Genomic DNA, 18,351 nt, shown 5'->3' with positions numbered 1-18,351 from the left:
AAGTGTCTCGTCGTAAAAAAGCTTAAATTTTATCAACACCAACACATAAACCGATTTAGCAATTACTTACCAATAAAGATTTAACATTTCAGAAAAATCGGTTTAGCATACCCGAAGCTTGCGTTAAGGATTGACGTGGAAAGCCCGGAGCACGTGTTGGCTGTGCGGGCATTGGCCTGCGAGGACTTGAAACAGAAAGCCTGACCGCCGCTTCTACCAGCGGGGGAACGCCCGGGAGGAGAGTCAAGAGATTAGAGTCAAGAATCAAGATGGGAGAATGCGCGACGGTTGAAAAATAGCGTGAGATAGCAGGGCGGCAACATCTCCGTACCCTTGTTGGTGTCCCGGCCCGAACTTTATTGGGGTTGTCTCCACAGGGGTGCGGAAGATTTTTGATTCTCTGCTTGGGGAGCAACGCGGCGGGGCAAATGCATCTGAATAGCTAATGGAATAAGCGATATAAGCATCAAACGACACCTTGTTTTTATTGGCTGATCCTGGTTAAATGATCCGGCTACCGAAGGGATTTGTATTGGCCAATAACAGGCACAAATATTAGGATGCGCCTACATCGCGCGGTCAATTTAGTGTTAACCATGATTAATTATAAAATATTGATTATTAGATATTTAAAAATGCTTTATCTGAAATGTGTTAAGTTATGTTAACCCAATTAAATGCATTTTCCCTGAGGGTTGCTGTCGGAAATGAGCGCAAAGGCAGGCAGGGGTTTATACGAGCGACAAGTTACAAAGCGACATGAACGCCTGATTTAACCCCTAACTCCTCTTCCCCAGGGAAAGAATCGCACACACCCTGCCTTTTTTATTTCGTCCAGAACCCATATGGAAAGAAATAAATCCTGGATGACCTGGGCGGATTTTTTAAAACATATCCGCAGCCTCCACACCTTCCGGTACAGCCTGCTCTACGCTCCAGTGTTCGGCTATTTTATCAGCCTCAACCCTGAAGATCTCGTAAAATACAAACCCCTTCCCTCCTCTTTTAAATTGCGATTGAACCATAACAAAATCACCCTCGGCAATAACGCGGTGAATTTTCATTTCGCGGTTATGGTCGTTCAATAGGTATTCGTCCAATGATTTACCGGTGTTGGTAACGGCGGGGTCATGTTCTGTATAATCAGCCTTAAGCAATTCAGCGGGCATCTTTTTATGGAGGATAGCCTGATAAAATGCGTTTACAACCTGCTTACTTTTTTCTGCAGATGCGGCAGCATCAATTTCGGCAGTTCCGTTGGATGCGGTGATGATTAGCCCGGTTTGGTCGGGTATTTCCTGTATGGCATCCCAATGCCCGGCCAGCATCCCGTTTTCGAGTTCGAACAGATCGATAACAACCATCCGTTTGCCCATGAATTGAATATCAAGGTGGGCAACCACCATGTCACCTTCCTGTATGGCCCTTACAATGGGCGATTTGGCCCCTTCAGGCGGCGGAGGCAAGGTTTTAAGGTAATTGATCATCCCGGTAATACCGGCCCTGCCCTGGGGAACTGTTGGATTGTGCTGCTTATAGTTTTCCAGCACAAATTCGGGGATAAGTTCGGCCTTGCGCTGGCCAACAATCAGCTTATAAAATGATAGTACTTTTTGTTTATTGGTTAGGGTATCCATAGGAGTATTTGCTTTGGCAGGGCCAAACGCGCATAAAATAATGCAGCATATGCCCATTGCCGGTAAGTTTGTAATTTTCATTACGAATGATTAGAAATATAAAAATTGAAACGTATTTAACACTTACACTGAGAAATCAGCGCTTCCGGGAACCTGTATGAACAGGCCGGGCATCAGGCTACCCTTTGTTGATATGTAGTTGAAGTAATTATGGAATAAAGATAGTGTTTTGGACAAAGGATGAAAGACTTTTGGATAAAAGATTTTCAGAAAGGAATCAAGGATAAAGCCAATGACTAATGACAACGTAGCGAATGACTAATGACTAAAAAACTTCGGGAACTTTGTAAAACCGGTTATCGAAATTTACCAAAAACAACTCGGTTGTTGCGCGGGTAACGGCTGTATAAAACCAACGGAGAAAATCCATATTGATCATTTCGTCGGTTACGTAACCCTGGTCAACAAAAACGGCGTCCCACTGGCCACCCTGGGCTTTATGGCAGGTAATGGCATAAGCAAATTTGATTTGCAGGGCATTATAATATGGATTTAGCTTTAGCTCATTGTGCATGGCCCGCTTGTTGGTAAGGTGGGCGTAATCTTTCATTACTTCCTCGTAAAACTTTTTTTGGTTTTCCTGCGATAAAGCCGGGGAATCGGCATACAGGGTATCCAGTAATATTTTACAATCCAATACTGGGTCTTCGGCGTAGTCAATAAATTCTATCTGCACATCGGCAAAACGGAAACCGTACATTTCTTCCGTCCGGCGCACTTTACGGATCCGGGCAATATCGCCATTGGCAATAAAATCGGTGCTATTTTCCTCGTTATCCTTGAGCCAGAAATAGTTGTTTTTTACAATCATAATCTGGTCGCCGCCGGTTAGCTCCTCTTCCCGGTACAAAATCCGGTTGCGGATCTGGCCATTGTACAGGTTAGCGTTTTTGTTCGACCGGCAGATGATGAGTGTTCTGTCGTAACCGTATTTCCGGTAGGCGTATTCAAGCCCCTCGGGCAACCGTTCGCCTGTCATCCTGAAAACGTCTTTATAGCCCTTGGTCACAATTTTAGGGGCAACCGCTTCATCTTTCCTGATCAGGTCGCGAATTTCGGTCGCGTTAAATAATATCCCCGAGTCCTTTTGCTGGCGCAATACATCGGTCAGCTCATATTTAAAAATAGTGAGGCCGAACTTATCCTGCATAATTTTTTCGCTCAGGGCCGGGCTGGTATCTGAGCCCACGGGTGGCAACTGGGCAGTATCGCCTACCAGCATTAATTTACAGTTTTTATCGTTGTAAACATACCGCAGCAAATCAAACAACAGCGAAACCCGACCGCCTATGGATTCGTCGCTGATCATGGATGCCTCATCAACAATAAACAACGTATCGCTCGATAGGTTATCGGCAATGGCAAAGCCATCATCAAGCGTTAAGGCAGCCTTTTTACGGTAAATGCGCTTGTGAATAGTGAACGCCTTTTTACCCGAGTAATTGGTAATCACTTTAGCTGCCCGGCCTGTAGGCGCCAGCAGCACCGAGCGATAATTATACTGCTTGAGCGCTTTTACCAATGCCCCCACTATGGTAGTTTTACCGGTACCGGCGTAGCCCCGCAATATAAAACACTCATCACCTTCGCGGCTTTGCAAAAAAGTGTGCAGGCGGTCAAACAGTTCCAGTTGCTGGCCGTTGGGGGTATGCGGAAATGCTTTGCGGATATGATCAATCACTGTCACCCTGCAAAAATGCTGATAAGTAATTGAAAAACCCTTAGCCATATTAAAAAGCTACGCAGATTAGTTATAAATTTGGCCATGGAATTTGAGGAATACAAGCAGGAAGAACAGGGCGAAGAAGACTACGTAGATATTTATTCGCGGAAGGCAATTTTTGGCTTTGCAATTTTCAGCACAATGTACGCAGGTGTGTTATTGATTATCAATTTATGGGTTGCGGGATATAAGCAAATCATAAGCCAGGTAGTTCTTTTTATTTTAGGCTTCTCATTTCTGTCACGTTACCTTGTTCAACTTTTAGGGTTTAAAATAGATGTTGTAGCATTGCAAAAAACAATCGCAGCAAAAAAACAGTTTACTAACGAGCAGATTTTGCAGTTATCATCTATAACTGCCATACAAATAGGACTCAACGTTATTGCAGGCTTGGTGCTTACCCGTTATTTTTTCAAAAAGTACTTTCCTGACGACGACTATTACCCAAGGCCTATTTATAGACCTGTGATCATTTTTATCATCCTTATCCTTTTTTTGGGATTTATATTATAAGCGTCGTGTTTTCTACAAGCATTTATGTTGCCTCCTATATGGTATCTGCTAAAAAATATTATATCAATTCCAAATAAAAAAGTGCTCTCAAATTAAATGAGGGCACTTTTACTTTCTAACGTTATAAATGGAAAAGCGCGCTACAAGAATCGGATTTACGGAAGCATTTCACTAAAAAAATTTAACTTGAGGGCACTTAAATCGCTCATTTTTGCTATGGATTCTACGTTAGGTACTTTGATTGTCGCTGCCCTATTTATCTTTGGTATCTACAAGGGCATAAACTTTTTATTCAGTCTTCTTCCCGATTCATCTTTCCGAACATTTATGTTATCAGCATCAGGAAAAGTTTTAACTGGCTTTATTTCGCCAATAGTCTTTTATGCATTGTTCGTGTTTGTTGCAATAAATATTTTACATATTCACTGCTAAAAAATATTACTTTTGTTTAAACCGGCATGAGCGAATATAACTACAATTACCATGATGATGACTTTAGCCTTGATAAGGCGCAAGGTTATACTTTACTGATACAAATTGATAAAACAACGTTTACCTACGCTGTTACCGATCAAAATAAGCTGATTGCGGTTGCCGACAATCACCCGCTGGATGAATTAAGTAACCCCGAAGAACTACTGGACCTGTTATCGGCAAATTTTAAAAATGTAGTTATTGGTTTGCCTGCAACCGGTTTTTCGCTGCTGCCACAAACTGTTTTTAACCCGGACAAACTTACCGACCTGGCCCGTTTCCTGGATGTGAAAGTCGACGAAAAGGTATTATCGCAACCACTGGACAGCCGCAATGTCATTATTTATAAAACGCCCGAAACTGTATTAAACGCCGCCGATGAATTTGGCTTACGCAACACTGTTTACACATCAAAAGGCTGGTTAAATGCTTTGGCCCGCAACCAACCGGGCGACAGAGACTTGTACGTAAACATTAATGGCGGTACCGTTGAAATTGCCAACTTTAACTTCAGCAAACTACGGTTTTACAACACTTTTGAATTTGATGGCGAAGATGAGCTGGCTTATTTTGTATCATTGGTAACTGATGAGTTAAACCTGCAACCTGCCTACACTTACGTTTACATTAGTGGAGATGTTGATGCAGGCGACAAAAACATTACCCGCCTGGCCGAGTTTTTTGGAAAGGTTGAGGTGAATACCACCAAAATTCTGCAAACCCCGCTTGAAATTGAGGGGCATAAAATACTGTCACTTTCTGCCCTGTCATTATGCGTATCATCGGAGGCACTTTAAGAGGATTAAGGCTTAATCCACCCAAAAACCTTCCCGTGCGCCCTACTACCGATCTGGCCAAGGAAGCACTTTTTAATATCCTTTTAAACCAGATAGAATTTGAAGGCATCAAAGTGCTTGATCTTTTTAGCGGCACCGGCAATATTTCATTGGAATTTGCTTCGAGGGGAGCAGCCGAGGTGATATCTGTAGACAGGAGTATTCATTGCGTTAACTACCTTAAAGATACATCGCGCCAGCACAAGCTTGACCAGGTGAAGGTGTATAAGGAGGATGTTTTTAAATATCTGCAAATGGAAACCGAGCAGTACGACCTTGTTTTTGCCGATCCACCGTATGACCTAAACAAGATCCCCGAGATACCGAAAATAGTTTTTGAACGGAACATACTGTTACCTGGCGCTTTGCTGATTGTGGAGCATCAATCGATGCAAAACATCAGCCAGCACCCGGCATTTGTGGAGCAGCGAAAGTATGGACATTCATCGTTTTCGTTTTTTAGGAACCAAGCCGACGAACAAGCTTAATCAACTCTCAGAATAGTCAAAGCGGTTTCTGCAAAAAGCTGAAGCTTTTCATCATCTGCATTGGTAATTATAGCGTCAACCTGGTTTATATCGGCAAATTTCAAATAAGTCTCATTATTTATTTTAGCGGAATCGCATAATATATAGGTAAAGGCACTTTGGTTGATATAAGCCGATGTTATTTCTGCTTCCAGTTCGCTGTTTGCAAATAAACCGTTTGGGGATATGCCGTCAACGCCTAAAAAAGCCTTGCCGGCTCTGTATCGGCCAATATGCTCGTTTGCTGCTTTGCCATGTACAGCCTGCCTTTTACTGTCAAACTCCCCGCCTATTATATTCAGGGATACCTGGCAGTTCTGTAATTCATAAATTACTGGCAAGGAGTTGGTTATCACTTTTATTTTTTTATTTTTTATAAACAGGCAAAGCCTGAAAACGGTACTGCCGCAATCCATAAAAATAATATCTCCGTCCTGTATATGTTCGGCAGCTTTGCGGCAAATATTGTCTTTAGCACTTGAATTTTGCGCCGCCTTATTTACAAAATCCAGTGGTTTTGCCAGAGGATCAACCTTCATGGCGCCGCCATGGGTACGGTAGAGCAAGCCGTCGCTGGCAAGTTGGTTTAAATCGCGGCGGGCGGTTATCTCCGAGATGGCGAGAGTTGCCGCCAGTTCTTTGATATCAACTTCGCCGGTGCTGTTTAGTTGCTCGAGTATTTTTTGTTTTCTTTTTTGAAAGTTCATTTAAATAACGTTCATTTGTTCAAAAATAATCAAAATAAATCAAAAACAATCAAATAAGATGAATAAAATCAGAATATTACGAACAGAGATTCTCTCCAAGAATTGGTATACACTCAATAATGTAACGTTTGAGGCTATTAGACAAGACGGATCGGTACACCTGCTCACTCGTGAGGCTTATGACAGGGGCAACGGTGCGACTATATTGCTCTACAATACTGATCTTAAAACTGTGATACTTACCCGCCAATTCAGGATGCCTACCTACATTAATGGTAACCACGACGGGATGCTTATTGAGTGCTGCGCGGGGCTGCTGGATGAAAACAACCCGGAAGATTGCATCAGGAAAGAAACAGAAGAAGAAACCGGCTATAAAATAACCAATGTAAAAAAGGTATTTGAGGCTTACATGTCGCCCGGATCGGTAACAGAAATACTTTATTTTTTTGTAGCCGAATACACGCCCGATATGAAAGTAAGCGGCGGCGGCGGCCTTGATGAAGAAAATGAAAACATAGAAGTATTGGAACTCCCTTTTACCCAGTCTTTAAACATGATCAACACCGGCGAAATAAAGGACGCCAAAACAATAATGCTTTTGCAGTACGCGCATTTAAACAACCTGGTATCATGACAAGTAAGCCATTAATCATTTTAATTGCAGGCCCCTATCGCTCTGGCACAAATGACGATCCCGAACTGATGGCCAATAATTTAAGAAAAATGGAAGAAATCGCGCTACCTATTTTCAGGGCAGGGCACATTCCGGTAATAGGCGAATGGCTGGCACTGCCCCTGTTAAAACAAGCAGGATCAACACATCCGGGCGATGAAACTTATCAGGAAATATCTTACCCGGTATCGCGCCGTATACTCGCTAAATGTGATGCCATTTTAAGGATACCCGGCGAATCAAAAGGAGCCGATGGCGATGTACAAATTGCCCTGGAGCAAGGCATTAAGGTTTATTATAACCTGGAAGATATTATTGCGCTTTAAATTCAACCGCGTGCTTAAACTTTAAAAATCATTGCTACTTTTGGTATAGTATTAATACCATTCTACTATGAAGATCGCCCTTTTCCCAGGTTCGTTTGATCCGGTTACCAAAGCACATGTGGATATCGTGAAACGCTCTGTTGGCCTGTTTGATAAGCTTTATATAGGCGTTGGTGCAAATAGCAGTAAACAAGGATTATTGAGTATAGAAACCCGGGAGCAAATGTTACGGGCTGTTTTTAAACACGACGACCGGATACACATTGTGGCTTACGAAGGACTAACCGTAAATTTTTGCAAAAGCATCGGTGCTGCCTATATGATCAGGGGCATCCGTACAGTATCTGACTTTGAGTACGAAAAAGCGATAGCCCAGATGAACCATGCATTAATGCCTGACATCGAAAGCATATTTATAGTAAGCAAGCCGGGCTATTCGTCTATCAGTTCAACCATCGTACGCGAAATTATGCGTCACCATGGCGATGTGGCCCAGTTTATCCCTTCAGAGGCATTAGCTTATTTGTAGCCAGCTTTTCTTTGTGCAATACATCCAATATAGATGGAAAAGTATTGTCAATAATAGGCTCAATGTGTTCTTTTTCAAACCAGCGTACATCGGTAATACCTTCTTCTTTTTGGGGCTTCAGTTTCTCTTTACCCTTGCAATCCATTTTAAACCAGTGTGTTTTTTTCAGCACTATTTCTCCGCGGTTTATATATACGTGGTAGGTTTTACAAATTTTCTCATTAAGCCTGCTTACTTTAATACCACACTCCTCTTCTACCTCGCGCACGGCGGCTTCCTTAACTTTCTCGTCTTTCTCTATTTTCCCTTTGGGCAAATCCCATTTATCATTACGGTAAATAAATAAATAATGGCCCGCGGTATTCTTTACAAGGCCACCTGCGGCCTCAATAACCGTAATGCTTTTTTTAACAGATTTTAAAAATTCTTTAACATTATTACATTTAATGTAGAACAGCTTTTTGGGGTTGGCCAGTATCCAGGTGTAAATTATTTTAAGATCAAAGGACTCTGCATCAAGCTTTTCGTATTTTTCTGATCCATGAGGTTCTGATTCAGTTAGCAGGATAACCTTTTCGTTAATATAAATTCTGTATTTTTGGGCCATGTTTAATAATAATGAGATAGAACAGCAGGTTGCCGAGTTCCTGCTGCAAATTAAAGCAATTAAATTACAACCTAATAATCCTTTTACATGGGCATCAGGATGGAAATCGCCTATTTACTGCGATAATAGGGTAACGCTCTCTCATCCTTCAATCCGCACCTATATCAGGCAACAATTAACTGTTATTATCCAGGAAAAATTTGGCAGTGTTGGTTGTATAGCTGGCGTTGCTACAGCAGGCATTCCACAGGGTGCCCTTGTAGCGCAGGAAATGGGCCTGCCGTTTATATACGTGCGCGCCAAAGCTAAGGAACATGGTACAGGCAGTTTAATTGAAGGCGATGTGCAAACCACTACCGGCAAAAGGGTTGTAGTAATTGAAGACCTGATATCAACCGGAAAAAGCAGCCTGCAAGCTGTCGACGCTTTAAAATCTGCCGGATTTGAAGTTGCGGGCCTTGCCGCCATTTTTAGCTACGGTTTTGATATAGCTACAGAAAACTTTAAAAATGCAGGTTGCCCTTTTGTAACGCTATCAAACTACAACGCATTGATAAAATACGCCGAAGCAAATCAATACATCAGCGAAAAAGATGTGGCCTTATTAGCGCAATGGCGAGAAAACCCATCTGCCTGGGGGCAAATAGCATCAAGCTAAAAATAGTTTTGAGTTATGAGTATTAGGTCGCGAGCTTCATTGTTCCATCTAAAACTTATAACTCTCCACTCAAAACTTAAAACCTCTTATGAGTACATTTACCAGCGCTATAAATATAAACAAGCCGATAAACGAGATTTACAACTACCTGGCCGATTTTAATAATCACCAAAAATTAATGCCGGATAGCATACAGGAGTGGGTTTCTACTACCGATGAAGCCAGTTTCAGCATACCCAATATGGCCAAACTATCATTAAAGATAGATAGCCGCGTGATAAATCAGGAAATTGTAATTAAACCGGCAGCTAAACCACCCTTTGCTTTAGAACTAAAATGGTCGCTATCCCCAAATAACGACCAAACAGATATTGTTTTTACTATTAATGCAGAGTTAAGCATGATGCTGAAGATGCTTGCTTCCGGTCCCCTGCAAAAATTAGCCGACCATGAAACGCAAAGTTTAAAAGGTATATTAGCCTAAATTTGCGCTGGCGTTTAACGGGTATTAATATACCTTGCGTTTTTGTATATTGTTGAAAGCTATTACTACGTTGATAATAATTAAGCTAACTATTAGTGCTCCCATGACTGTTAAAAATTAAATTTTAATTAATATATAATAATATAGTCAAAGGTTGTTCCATAGGTTCATGATCTGGTAAATTATGATATTTAACGTATGAATCAGCCGTTTAGTTTCAAGCACGCAAATATTTTGTGCAATTGCATCCACGGTTGCCAAAAAAAATGGGCAAACAAATTCTTCCCCATTTCCCCAATCCTTTACACAAACATAATATCAGCTTAATTTACCATAAACGAAGTTTTTAGCTTATTTTTGCGCCAAATTACAGGTGCAGCATGATCACGGTATCCAATCTATCTTTACGTTACGGTAAACGTACTTTATTTGAAGACGTTAATCTTAAATTTTCTCAGGGCAATTGTTACGGCATTATTGGTGCTAACGGCGCCGGTAAATCGACATTTTTAAAAATTCTTTCGGGAGATATTGACCCTACCAGCGGTTCGGTAAGTTTTACTCCCGGTGAACGAATGGCAGTATTAAGTCAAAACCATTATGCTTTTGACGAATTTACAGTACTTGAAACCGTAATGATGGGCCACAAGGAAATGTATGCTGTAATGAAAGAAAAAGATGCAATTTACCTTAAAGAAGATTTTACTGATGCCGATGGCGAACGCGCCGGCGAACTGGAAAATCTTTTTGCCGAAATGGACGGTTGGAATGCCGAAAGTAATGCTGCCACCCTTTTAAGCAACCTTGGCATAAAGGAGGAATTCCATTATAACCTTGTAAAAGATCTGGATAATACCCAAAAAGTACGTGTGTTACTGGCACAAGCTCTTTTTGGCAAACCTGACATTTTACTATTGGATGAGCCTACCAACGATCTGGACATTCATACCGTAAGCTGGCTGGAGGATTTTTTAGCTTCATACGAGGCTATCGTTTTGGTAGTATCGCACGACAGGCACTTCCTGGATACCGTGTGTACCCACGTGGTAGACATCGACTTTGCCAAAATGACCATTTATACCGGTAACTATACTTTCTGGTACGAATCGAGCCAGCTTGCGCTGAAACAACGTTCTGACCAGAATAAAAAGACGGAAGAGCGGGTTAAAGAACTGCAGGAGTTTATCCGTAGGTTTAGCGCCAACGCATCAAAATCAAAACAGGCCACCAGTCGGAAAAAAGCGCTGGACAAAATCAATATTGACGAAATTCAACCATCAAACCGTAAATATCCGGGCATCATATTCAACAACCTTGGCCGCGAAGCAGGTGACCAGATATTACAGGTTGAAAACCTGAAGAAATCACTTAACGGCGAGCTACTGTTCAACAATATTAACTTTACCGTTAATAAAGGTGATAAAATTGCCATACTATCACAAAACAGCCTTGCTACAACAGCCCTTTATAACGTATTAACTGGCAGGGACACCGATTTTAAGGGTACATTCAAATGGGGTGTTACTATAAACCCGGCAGATATCCCTATTGATAACGCCGAATACTTTAAAGGCAAAGATGATAACCTGATTGACTGGCTGCGCGAATATTCGCCGGGCGAAAAGGACGACCAGTTTATCCGCGGCTTTTTAGGCCGGATGTTATTTTCGGGCGAAGAGGTATTGAAGAAAAGTAATGTACTATCAGGAGGGGAGAAAATGCGTTGCATGTTTAGCCGCATGATGCTACAACAAGCCAACTTACTGATGTTTGATGAACCAACCAACCACCTCGACCTGGAATCCATCACCGCCCTTAATAACGGCATGAAAGACTTCAGGGGCACCATACTGTTCACCTCACGTGACCATGAGCTGGTTGAAACCGTAGCCAACCGCATCATTGAATTAACACCTGGCGGTTATATTGATAAGCTGATGACCTACGATGAGTACATTAATAGCCCGGTAGTTCAAAAACAACGCGAGGAGCTGTACGCAGCAGTTTAAAAGGCAGAAAGTCAACAAAGACGGAAAGTCAGGATTTAAAAAATGACAAAATTCTTTCGGACTTTCCGACTTCTATATTTTCCGACTCCAATAAAAATTGGCATATTTGCAACCCGGTAAAAAACCGGAACGACTTGGTAGCTCAGCCGGTAGAGCAACTGACTCTTAATCAGTGGGTCGAGAGTTCGATCCTCTCCCAGGTCACCTTTGACCGCAAATCAGATTTAGCACCTGTTTTGCGGTCTTTTTTTTGCTCAAAAACGACCTTTACGCTATCAAAAACGCAGATTGCTTCATTTACCCGAAGTGTTCGATGTTGCTCACCGTCAAAAGTCAATTTTTCGGGGAACATCGAACACACTATATTCCTTTTAGCCTCAGAATCACCGAATTGATACAAAATTGGCAATTTTGCAATATTTTTCATTGCCCTATCAAGTAGCGGACCTATACCCTCTTTTTTACCTGACATTTCAAACAATTTACCTTCGATAATTGACACTTGTCTTTCACAATCACCTTTTATTTTTTTGAAGTCGCTGCCATCAAGATCTCCTTTAATTAAAAGGTCTCTTGCCTTATCAATTTTTATATTGTACTCCATGAGTTGTTTCTTGAGATGAGCAAATAATTTCTTATCATGTCCACTTTCTGTCTCATAGGCCTCAACAATCAATTCTTTATACAGATAACCTGTTCCGGGGTCGATTGAATGTTTTTTAAGAAGATCAAGAAACTTGTCGTTGGTCGTTTTGGCATTAAACCTGACGCCACAAGTAGAATTACAGTGATAATAATGGTAATACTGATTTTTACCTTTTGAGGCGCTACCGGTCAGCATTTGGCCGCATTTATGGCAAATTAGAAAGCCCCTTAAAGGCAATTCCTCCATTGACCGGATTTTTACCGGATGTTTCTTTTTTCTTCCATCAAGGACATCCATAACCTGGTAAAACAAGCTTTCTGAGATCAGTGCTTCATGTTGCCCCGGAACAAAATGAGCATCCTCATCCTTGTATTTCGGTATAAAAATCTTCCCACAGTAAACAGGATTTCGAATAACTCTCCAAAAATTCTTCCTCCCCATTGCAAGTCCCTTGTCTTTTGCTTCACGCCAAATCTGGTCAATAAAATAATCTCCGGTTGCAAGTTGTTCAAAAACCCACCGCATTATTGATGCCTGTGGTTCCAATGGGGTGATATACTTCATCCCTCTTTCGTCAATCCTGTTTGCATATCCAATTAACGCATGCCCCATCCAACGGCCTTCTTTGCGTGCTCTTCGCATTCCAAAAAAGGTATTCAATGCTCTTCGGTCGTTTTCAACCTCAGGCTGAGCAAGATAAATGGCCAGCATTAATTTATTCTCCGGGATTGAAATATCAAGTGGCTGTTCAATTGCCTGAGGCTCCACTCCCAAGTCCGACAACAAGTTAATCATTTGGTAAGCATCGCCTGCATTGCGGCTAAACCGGTCCCATTTAGTAAACAAAATCAAATCAGTTTGTCCGCGCTTCTTTTTTAGCTGTATCAACAATTTTTGCCATTCCGGCCTTTTAAATGACTTTGCAGAATGGTCTTCGAATATGACATTTCTGATTTTTATATCACGAAGTACACAATATTTCGTTAAAACCTCCTCCTGGCTGCGTTGAGAATATCCTTTGTCAGCTTGTTCATCTGTGCTTACCCTAATGTATAAATCTGCAGTCTTCATTTTTTTAAATATCTCTTCACCTCTAATTTAGCTAAAACCGTTAGTAGTTCCAAAATTTCCTTTGCCTGTTTTTTAGTAACATTCATTCCACCTTTGTGTAACAATGTTAGGGCTTTCTCAGGAGTGATCCGGCCTTTTTCAATGCTTTCGTCCTCCATAAGTTAATAATTTAAGATGTGAAATGAGTTACCTTCTCTAAAATCGAAAAGCAGCAGCTTCCTTTACGATTCTTAAAAAAACACAAAATGGCCTTTATAATTTTCACAAAAGAGGAACAGCCGTCCTATCGGCAAAATCTTTTTCCAGAAGATAAATATTAGATTTGCGCCTTTTAATAAATTAATACAATGGAAAAATTCGAGAAATTAAAAGAAGTGATAGCGGCAGCAGAAGCAGATGCTACAAGTTTTTATGACAAAGGCAATAAAGCTGCAGGTACCCGCTTACGTAATGCAATGCAGGAATTAAAGGTATTGGCTACTGATATCCGCAAAGAAGTAACAGAAAAAAGAACACACAATAATTAAAATTAAAAACGTTTTGGGAAAGTCTCTGTCAAAATTGACAGGGACTTTATTGTTTTGGCAAATCCGGGTATTATTTAAGCCTGTAACGCGATGCCAGCGAACGACCAATCGCTTTTAAAAGGGCCTGATTATCTCCAATGGATGTTTCTTCGGCAACCCAATCATTGAGTTGATTACGAATCAGTGTAAACTCTTCGCTAAAAAGACTGATTTTTATTTGTGTGGTTTCCCTATTGATCCCTTTACTTAATACTTTGTAAGTATAATCAATATCGTCAAATGTGATGCGCAAAGGTAAACTCATATTTTGCAAAGATAAAAAGATGGTACAATATCGATCCAATTGAAATATCCAGGATCAGAAATGCTTTTAAATACGAAAGTCCCCTCGCACTCGCTGCCTGGGGACCTTCACCTAAACCTTATCACAAGGTAAGCAGAAATGCTTACCGACTCTCCTAACGCAATGAATTGGCAATTGTTTTTAATTTACTATGAAAATTAACGCTGGTCATTCCTGATCCTATGGCGCATATAATCTTCAAATAATCTTTCCCTGGATCGCCTTTCAGCTTCTTTCTTTGAGCGCCTGTTATAACCCCATACAAATAGTGCCCAGATTCCAAATGCTATAGCGAATGCCGGAAATGGGTTCTTAGCATGCAGGGCTCCTAACAACGCTCCAGTTGAAATAAAGCAGGAAAAAATAAAATAAACAGCGGTTTTCATAACATTTCAATAGTTAAACTTACTAAAAATATTAGTCAAATACAAAAATATTCAACCTCGTTTTTTTAACTTATTTCAAAGATTCTGTTCGCCTTCCTGGCCCCCTGTACGTGGTTGCGAATGACGTCAGTCAGGTCCGATCTCGGTATTCCCCGAAGCCATATGACAGGGTTCTCCGCATCTGTCGTTTTTAATGTAAGGTTCATTAACTGAAATAGCTGAAGTATAAATGGCTGGGTAATGATATAGTCCTTAACCCGGTACATTTCTACGATATCCGTTCTTTTAAAGAAAATACCCCTTTGTATCCTGATCAACTGCGGCTCTACTGTGTACAGTGTTTTCCTGATGTATCTAAAGCGATAGCAAGCGAATAGCATCGTTATTAAACTCAGTAATATGAACGCCGGAAATATTAACCAGGCGATATATAAAAGTGCAAGGGATAATGAAATCAGGGGCAATGTTTTTAAGAAAGCAAATACAGGAGCCGGTTTTATCACCATTTCCTGAATTTTGGTTACGGGTATTTCCATGATGATTAATAATTAAAGGTGTGGTGTTGCAGCTGTTCTATCCAACTGTCAAAGCTTTTAGGTTTGTGAACCGGAATATTAAACCGGTATCCCGTTTTTTTTTCCAGGGCGTTAAGACTAAAACCATCAACAGTAAAGACATGATCTTTCATCCGAAAATTCACAATTACCCTCTCAGCCTGCACAGTAACAGCCGCCGGCATTTTCCGGATACCGGCGGCTAACTTGACTTCTGCTACTCTGCCCAGCAGGTCGTTGCCAAAAATGCTCGTGAAAGACTTACCCGCCAGATTTTTGCTTATCCAATGGGCCTGATCCGTACCCGGCCTTGTCCCGGTCGCCAGAAAAAGCAGATTTCGAATATCGCGGAAGTACGGTAGGTTGAGGGATAAATAAGCCATCGCATCCATGGCAGAGGTGCAGATGATCACCTGGCGAATTGTATGTAAATTCATTCTCCCTACGAGAAAAAGATTTTCAGATGCCGGTATTTTATGGAATGCGATACCATAGTGTTCTATTGCGTCCCCATAGTTAAATACCAGGTCGCCTTTCCTATCAACAGTGTAAAATGGTTGAAAAAAAAACTGGACTTCCGGATTTACGCCAAGTCTCATCAAATAAGGATGCATTACCTGGAATAACCCGATCTGGTATAGGCGCGGATTTGTTCACTTTCATTCCGGCGATTCGCAGGCCTTTCCGTTTCGTTCTTCTTTATCATATCTTCCAGGGCCTGGTAATATCCTTTACTATAAACATCTGCTTTTTGCGGGTCATGCTTTTGACCAAACATCGCGTTTAGTCCTTTATAAAGCAGGTAGGACATGCCGCCATCAACGATGACCGAGGCGATAAGCGCCAGTTTATTGGCGCGTACTCCCCTTGCATCTCCACCGGCGTACTGGAACCGGGTACCGTCGGAGAGTTCTACTTCTTTGCCTTTACGGTATCGTTCCTTTTGTTCGAGAGACAGGTATTCATTATTGACCATATCCGGTACAAGTACCTTTTCTGTATCCGTTATAATAAACTCCCTTGTCTCCTTATCGAACTCGACCAGCACCTCTTTTTTGACACCATGGTCATTAATGATCTTTTCCAGGTTCACCTCCGCTCCCTTTTCCAACGATTCAGCTTCCGAGTCTGTCAGATATTCTGGATAACTGGCCTCTCGGTAAACCGGGTGTACGAGCAAATCCAGGCTTCCCCTATCATTTTGTCTGAGTGATAATTTGGCATCAAGGGAATCAATAGTTGCCCCATCAGCCGTTATATTCTGGAGTTTAAGCATTCCAGTCCTGCTTCCTGACAGCAATGCCTGCAGATCACTTTCATCCAATATCAACCTTCCATTTTCAGCCAGGCCAATCTGACCAAGATCTCCCATTGGCAGATCCTGATCCTTATAAATTTTTTGTACCATTACGATGATTTTATCTTTCTATGGAATAAGTAGTTTCCGTGTGTTTTTCTTCCGCCAGCGCCCGTTCTTCAACTACCGGATGACGTTCAATGGCCTGTTCTGTATTGTTTCTCGCATTGATCAGCGACGTGTACAACGCATCCTTCGGGCCTACCTTAAATTTCTTACCAGATCCCAGGTCTTCCAACTGCGCGGTTTTACCTTTAAGAATAGCCAGCACCTTGTATTCCGTTTCATTGTAGGAAATAACGTCATCCTTGTTTAGTCCTTTAGGATTGGAACTGTGCTGCATGTCCTGTTTAATTTCCTGCTGCCTGTCGATATTAAGGACATAATCAGCAATCTTCTGGGCGTCAGCTGATGCTTTAAACAACTCGGTGGGGTCATCCTGTAAAACCCGGATCCAGCTTTCCACATAAGCGGCATGCTGACCGAAATTATGGCCGATATTCAATTCGCTCCCGATCATTAAAGAAGCGATCTCAGCCCTGAGTTCTTCTTTAGCATAAGCCCCCGTACCGTATTTTCCGCCCATATCCCGGTTAAGCCTGCTTTCATGTCCTGACCAATGGCCCAGTTCATGAAGCAGGGTCGCATAATATTTCGCGGCACTGTCGAATTGTTTTTGTGCTGGCAATTTAATATGGTCTTTGCCAGGGTTATAATAAGCCGCATTGCCACCATGTTTAATAATAGCCTGGCTTGCGGCAACCAGTTGCTCAGCCCTTTCCAAAGGTGACCAGGTCTGCCCGGCCAGCATCTCTTCGCGGGCTGCTTTCCATTCGGGTATGCCATTGATCTGCTCGGCATTGAACACCCATGCGTTGGTGATGACGGTTTTTTCAAGCCTGACCATCTCTGTTTTTGGCTTACCGTTTTCGTTTAAAACAGGCTCGTTCTTTTCATCCAGAACAGGTCTGATGTCCGTATGCTTGACAAAATTGATCAGGGTAGCCTTGGCTCCTTTCTCGACGGTCCAATTATTATAGGAGGCCTGTTTCAGCGTCATCCATCGGGGATCTTCCCTGTTCTGCATGCCGAGCCATAATGCGTTCATTCCGCGATAATTCTTCCCTGTTGTTGGATTTACAGGAACAATGTAACCTGCGGAGTTGTCATCTGTCCAGGGTTTCTGAAAAGGAGACGTACCGGCTTTCAATTCGGCGATCAGCTTTTCTGCGATCTGTTCATGAAGTGGTTTAAAATTGCTCATGATCTGTTGGTTTTAATATGATGGCATATAAAAATGCCAGCGGGTTAATAAAATGATTTTTAAACTGGATGCTGAAATGCAGGTGTTCACCGGTCACCTTTCCGGTAGCACCAGAAATTGCGATCGGCTCGCCTGCTTTCACCGAGTCTCCTGGCAGGACGAACAGCCTGGAAAGATGACCATAGGCACTTTGACACTGCCCATGATCGAGGCGGATATATACTCCTGATAAAGCATGATATCCCTCTTTTTGAACCCTGCCAGCCAGGATGGCAAACACCGTATCATGCCTGGCAGCGAGATCAATACCTTCATGTAGGGCATAGCGACCTGTTAACGGATGATACCGGTAACCAAATCCAGAAGTAAGCTGAATGTGGCGGAGCGGAAGCACAGCCATGCCGATCAGCATTGAAATTCGTGTTAGGAAAGCCATC

Annotated in this window: 23 protein-coding genes and 1 tRNA gene; 11 read left to right on the top strand and 13 right to left on the bottom strand. The window is 41.9% G+C overall.

Annotated elements, in window-relative coordinates; all coding sequences use genetic code 11:
- Nucleotides 1-884: 884 nt before the first annotated feature.
- Both BMX56_RS11755 and BMX56_RS11750 read right to left on the bottom strand, forming a co-directional pair.
- Nucleotides 885-1,718: a nuclear transport factor 2 family protein gene (locus BMX56_RS11755; RefSeq protein ID WP_090646888.1), complete on the bottom strand. Its 834-nt coding sequence runs from the start codon at nt 1,716-1,718 to the stop codon at nt 885-887.
- A 244-nt stretch (nt 1,719-1,962) separates the two neighbouring features.
- Entirely contained in the window at nt 1,963-3,426 is a 1,464-nt protein-coding gene (locus BMX56_RS11750; RefSeq protein ID WP_090646885.1) for an ATP-dependent DNA helicase, read from the bottom strand.
- Between the two features lie 36 nt (nt 3,427-3,462).
- Here BMX56_RS11750 and BMX56_RS11745 point away from each other — a divergent pair, with 36 nt between their 5' ends.
- From BMX56_RS11745 to rsmD, 3 genes are all read left to right on the top strand, one after another.
- Nucleotides 3,463-3,933, top strand: coding sequence for a hypothetical protein (locus tag BMX56_RS11745; RefSeq protein ID WP_090646882.1), 471 nt, complete (start codon nt 3,463-3,465; stop codon nt 3,931-3,933).
- Between the two features lie 458 nt (nt 3,934-4,391).
- Entirely contained in the window at nt 4,392-5,204 is an 813-nt protein-coding gene (locus BMX56_RS11735; RefSeq protein ID WP_090646877.1) for a DUF3822 family protein, read from the top strand.
- Nucleotides 5,180-5,731, top strand: coding sequence for a 16S rRNA (guanine(966)-N(2))-methyltransferase RsmD (gene rsmD / locus BMX56_RS11730; RefSeq protein ID WP_090646874.1), 552 nt, complete (start codon nt 5,180-5,182; stop codon nt 5,729-5,731). The genes BMX56_RS11735 and rsmD overlap by 25 nt, the downstream gene beginning before the upstream one ends.
- Here the strand turns inward: rsmD and BMX56_RS11725 are convergent.
- Nucleotides 5,728-6,477, bottom strand: a complete 750-nt coding sequence (locus tag BMX56_RS11725) for a DeoR/GlpR family DNA-binding transcription regulator (protein ID WP_090646872.1) — start codon at nt 6,475-6,477, stop codon at nt 5,728-5,730. The two genes, rsmD and BMX56_RS11725, sit on opposite strands and share 4 nt — an antisense overlap.
- A 58-nt stretch (nt 6,478-6,535) precedes the next feature.
- Between BMX56_RS11725 and nudK the strand changes: the two genes are divergently transcribed.
- The 3 genes from nudK to coaD all read left to right on the top strand — a co-directional run bounded on the left by nudK (nt 6,536) and on the right by coaD (nt 8,008).
- Nucleotides 6,536-7,114 carry a GDP-mannose pyrophosphatase NudK gene (gene nudK, locus BMX56_RS11720; RefSeq protein WP_090646867.1) on the top strand — a complete coding sequence of 193 codons (579 nt, stop codon included), beginning with the start codon at nt 6,536-6,538 and terminating at the stop codon, nt 7,112-7,114.
- Entirely contained in the window at nt 7,111-7,479 is a 369-nt protein-coding gene (locus BMX56_RS11715; protein ID WP_090646863.1) for a DUF4406 domain-containing protein, read from the top strand. The genes nudK and BMX56_RS11715 overlap by 4 nt, the downstream gene beginning before the upstream one ends.
- 67 nt (nt 7,480-7,546) lie before the next feature.
- Complete coding sequence (coaD, locus tag BMX56_RS11710) at nt 7,547-8,008, top strand: pantetheine-phosphate adenylyltransferase (RefSeq protein WP_090646857.1); 462 nt, start codon at nt 7,547-7,549, stop codon at nt 8,006-8,008.
- Here coaD and BMX56_RS11705 read toward each other — a convergent pair.
- Nucleotides 7,977-8,615: an NUDIX hydrolase gene (locus BMX56_RS11705; protein ID WP_090646854.1), complete on the bottom strand. Its 639-nt coding sequence runs from the start codon at nt 8,613-8,615 to the stop codon at nt 7,977-7,979. The genes coaD and BMX56_RS11705 overlap by 32 nt on opposite strands.
- Between BMX56_RS11705 and pyrE the strand changes: the two genes are divergently transcribed.
- The 4 genes from pyrE (at nt 8,614) to BMX56_RS11685 (ending at nt 11,970) form a co-directional block, all read left to right on the top strand.
- On the top strand, nt 8,614-9,273 hold the full coding sequence (pyrE, locus tag BMX56_RS11700; RefSeq protein WP_090646850.1) for an orotate phosphoribosyltransferase: 660 nt from the start codon (nt 8,614-8,616) through the stop codon (nt 9,271-9,273). The two genes, BMX56_RS11705 and pyrE, sit on opposite strands and share 2 nt — an antisense overlap.
- Before the next feature lie 88 nt (nt 9,274-9,361).
- The gene (locus tag BMX56_RS11695) at nt 9,362-9,757 is read left to right on the top strand and encodes an SRPBCC family protein (protein WP_090646845.1); all 396 of its coding nucleotides are present in this window, start codon (nt 9,362-9,364) and stop codon (nt 9,755-9,757) included.
- Between the two features lie 380 nt (nt 9,758-10,137).
- On the top strand, nt 10,138-11,766 hold the full coding sequence (locus tag BMX56_RS11690) for an ABC-F family ATP-binding cassette domain-containing protein (protein ID WP_090646838.1): 1,629 nt from the start codon (nt 10,138-10,140) through the stop codon (nt 11,764-11,766).
- A gap of 131 nt (nt 11,767-11,897) precedes the next feature.
- A tRNA-Lys gene (locus BMX56_RS11685) sits at nt 11,898-11,970 on the top strand.
- Here BMX56_RS11685 and BMX56_RS11680 read toward each other — a convergent pair.
- On the bottom strand, nt 11,936-13,483 hold the full coding sequence (locus tag BMX56_RS11680; RefSeq protein WP_090647988.1) for a recombinase family protein: 1,548 nt from the start codon (nt 13,481-13,483) through the stop codon (nt 11,936-11,938). The genes BMX56_RS11685 and BMX56_RS11680 overlap by 35 nt on opposite strands.
- Entirely contained in the window at nt 13,480-13,641 is a 162-nt protein-coding gene (locus BMX56_RS30150) for a hypothetical protein (protein WP_177183785.1), read from the bottom strand. Before BMX56_RS30150 ends, BMX56_RS11680 begins: the two co-directional genes overlap by 4 nt.
- A 189-nt stretch (nt 13,642-13,830) precedes the next feature.
- Between BMX56_RS30150 and BMX56_RS11675 the strand changes: the two genes are divergently transcribed.
- Nucleotides 13,831-14,010, top strand: a complete 180-nt coding sequence (locus tag BMX56_RS11675; protein WP_090646834.1) for a histone H1 — start codon at nt 13,831-13,833, stop codon at nt 14,008-14,010.
- A gap of 70 nt (nt 14,011-14,080) precedes the next feature.
- Here the strand turns inward: BMX56_RS11675 and BMX56_RS11670 are convergent, their stop codons facing one another.
- The 7 genes from BMX56_RS11670 to BMX56_RS11640 form a co-directional block, all read right to left on the bottom strand.
- A complete protein-coding gene (locus BMX56_RS11670; protein ID WP_090646831.1) occupies nt 14,081-14,314 on the bottom strand; it encodes a hypothetical protein in 234 nt (77 codons plus the stop codon).
- Nucleotides 14,315-14,511: 197 nt separating this feature from the next.
- A complete protein-coding gene (locus tag BMX56_RS11665; RefSeq protein ID WP_090646827.1) occupies nt 14,512-14,739 on the bottom strand; it encodes a hypothetical protein in 228 nt (75 codons plus the stop codon).
- Between the two features lie 65 nt (nt 14,740-14,804).
- Nucleotides 14,805-15,275, bottom strand: a complete 471-nt coding sequence (locus BMX56_RS11660; protein WP_090646823.1) for a PH domain-containing protein — start codon at nt 15,273-15,275, stop codon at nt 14,805-14,807.
- Nucleotides 15,276-15,280: 5 nt separating this feature from the next.
- The gene (locus BMX56_RS11655; protein WP_143065432.1) at nt 15,281-15,892 is read right to left on the bottom strand and encodes a hypothetical protein; all 612 of its coding nucleotides are present in this window, start codon (nt 15,890-15,892) and stop codon (nt 15,281-15,283) included.
- A gap of 14 nt (nt 15,893-15,906) precedes the next feature.
- Nucleotides 15,907-16,701 (bottom strand): DUF4099 domain-containing protein, encoded by a 795-nt coding sequence (locus BMX56_RS11650; protein WP_090646814.1) that lies wholly within the window; start codon nt 16,699-16,701, stop codon nt 15,907-15,909.
- Between the two features lie 10 nt (nt 16,702-16,711).
- Nucleotides 16,712-17,914 (bottom strand): ArdC family protein, encoded by a 1,203-nt coding sequence (locus BMX56_RS11645; protein ID WP_090646810.1) that lies wholly within the window; start codon nt 17,912-17,914, stop codon nt 16,712-16,714.
- Nucleotides 17,901-18,350, bottom strand: a complete 450-nt coding sequence (locus BMX56_RS11640) for a M23 family metallopeptidase (protein WP_090646805.1) — start codon at nt 18,348-18,350, stop codon at nt 17,901-17,903. The genes BMX56_RS11645 and BMX56_RS11640 overlap by 14 nt, the downstream gene beginning before the upstream one ends.
- Nucleotide 18,351 lies beyond the last annotated feature (1 nt).

The sequence above is a fragment of the Mucilaginibacter sp. OK283 genome (assembly GCF_900110415.1).
In the GTDB taxonomy this organism is placed as follows: domain Bacteria; phylum Bacteroidota; class Bacteroidia; order Sphingobacteriales; family Sphingobacteriaceae; genus Mucilaginibacter.
The sequence above is the reverse complement of the archived record's forward strand: the minus strand, read 5'-3'. Positions and strand labels throughout refer to the sequence as shown.

What these genes read in the sequence shown, in the direction of transcription:
- BMX56_RS11755 (WP_090646888.1), bottom strand. Translation starts at nt 1,718, where the DNA reads ATGAAAATTACAAACTTACCGGCAATGGGCATATGCTGCATTATTTTA.
- BMX56_RS11750 (WP_090646885.1), bottom strand. Translation starts at nt 3,426, where the DNA reads ATGGCTAAGGGTTTTTCAATTACTTATCAGCATTTTTGCAGGGTGACA.
- BMX56_RS11745 (WP_090646882.1), top strand. Translation starts at nt 3,463, where the DNA reads ATGGAATTTGAGGAATACAAGCAGGAAGAACAGGGCGAAGAAGACTAC.
- BMX56_RS11735 (WP_090646877.1), top strand. Translation starts at nt 4,392, where the DNA reads ATGAGCGAATATAACTACAATTACCATGATGATGACTTTAGCCTTGAT.
- rsmD (WP_090646874.1), top strand. Translation starts at nt 5,180, where the DNA reads ATGCGTATCATCGGAGGCACTTTAAGAGGATTAAGGCTTAATCCACCC.
- BMX56_RS11725 (WP_090646872.1), bottom strand. Translation starts at nt 6,477, where the DNA reads ATGAACTTTCAAAAAAGAAAACAAAAAATACTCGAGCAACTAAACAGC.
- nudK (WP_090646867.1), top strand. Translation starts at nt 6,536, where the DNA reads ATGAATAAAATCAGAATATTACGAACAGAGATTCTCTCCAAGAATTGG.
- BMX56_RS11715 (WP_090646863.1), top strand. Translation starts at nt 7,111, where the DNA reads ATGACAAGTAAGCCATTAATCATTTTAATTGCAGGCCCCTATCGCTCT.
- coaD (WP_090646857.1), top strand. Translation starts at nt 7,547, where the DNA reads ATGAAGATCGCCCTTTTCCCAGGTTCGTTTGATCCGGTTACCAAAGCA.
- pyrE (WP_090646850.1), top strand. Translation starts at nt 8,614, where the DNA reads ATGTTTAATAATAATGAGATAGAACAGCAGGTTGCCGAGTTCCTGCTG.
- BMX56_RS11705 (WP_090646854.1), bottom strand. Translation starts at nt 8,615, where the DNA reads ATGGCCCAAAAATACAGAATTTATATTAACGAAAAGGTTATCCTGCTA.
- BMX56_RS11695 (WP_090646845.1), top strand. Translation starts at nt 9,362, where the DNA reads ATGAGTACATTTACCAGCGCTATAAATATAAACAAGCCGATAAACGAG.
- BMX56_RS11690 (WP_090646838.1), top strand. Translation starts at nt 10,138, where the DNA reads ATGATCACGGTATCCAATCTATCTTTACGTTACGGTAAACGTACTTTA.
- BMX56_RS11680 (WP_090647988.1), bottom strand. Translation starts at nt 13,483, where the DNA reads ATGAAGACTGCAGATTTATACATTAGGGTAAGCACAGATGAACAAGCT.
- BMX56_RS30150 (WP_177183785.1), bottom strand. Translation starts at nt 13,641, where the DNA reads ATGGAGGACGAAAGCATTGAAAAAGGCCGGATCACTCCTGAGAAAGCC.
- BMX56_RS11675 (WP_090646834.1), top strand. Translation starts at nt 13,831, where the DNA reads ATGGAAAAATTCGAGAAATTAAAAGAAGTGATAGCGGCAGCAGAAGCA.
- BMX56_RS11670 (WP_090646831.1), bottom strand. Translation starts at nt 14,314, where the DNA reads ATGAGTTTACCTTTGCGCATCACATTTGACGATATTGATTATACTTAC.
- BMX56_RS11665 (WP_090646827.1), bottom strand. Translation starts at nt 14,739, where the DNA reads ATGAAAACCGCTGTTTATTTTATTTTTTCCTGCTTTATTTCAACTGGA.
- BMX56_RS11660 (WP_090646823.1), bottom strand. Translation starts at nt 15,275, where the DNA reads ATGGAAATACCCGTAACCAAAATTCAGGAAATGGTGATAAAACCGGCT.
- BMX56_RS11655 (WP_143065432.1), bottom strand. Translation starts at nt 15,892, where the DNA reads ATGAGACTTGGCGTAAATCCGGAAGTCCAGTTTTTTTTTCAACCATTT.
- BMX56_RS11650 (WP_090646814.1), bottom strand. Translation starts at nt 16,701, where the DNA reads ATGGTACAAAAAATTTATAAGGATCAGGATCTGCCAATGGGAGATCTT.
- BMX56_RS11645 (WP_090646810.1), bottom strand. Translation starts at nt 17,914, where the DNA reads ATGAGCAATTTTAAACCACTTCATGAACAGATCGCAGAAAAGCTGATC.
- BMX56_RS11640 (WP_090646805.1), bottom strand. Translation starts at nt 18,350, where the DNA reads ATGGCTTTCCTAACACGAATTTCAATGCTGATCGGCATGGCTGTGCTT.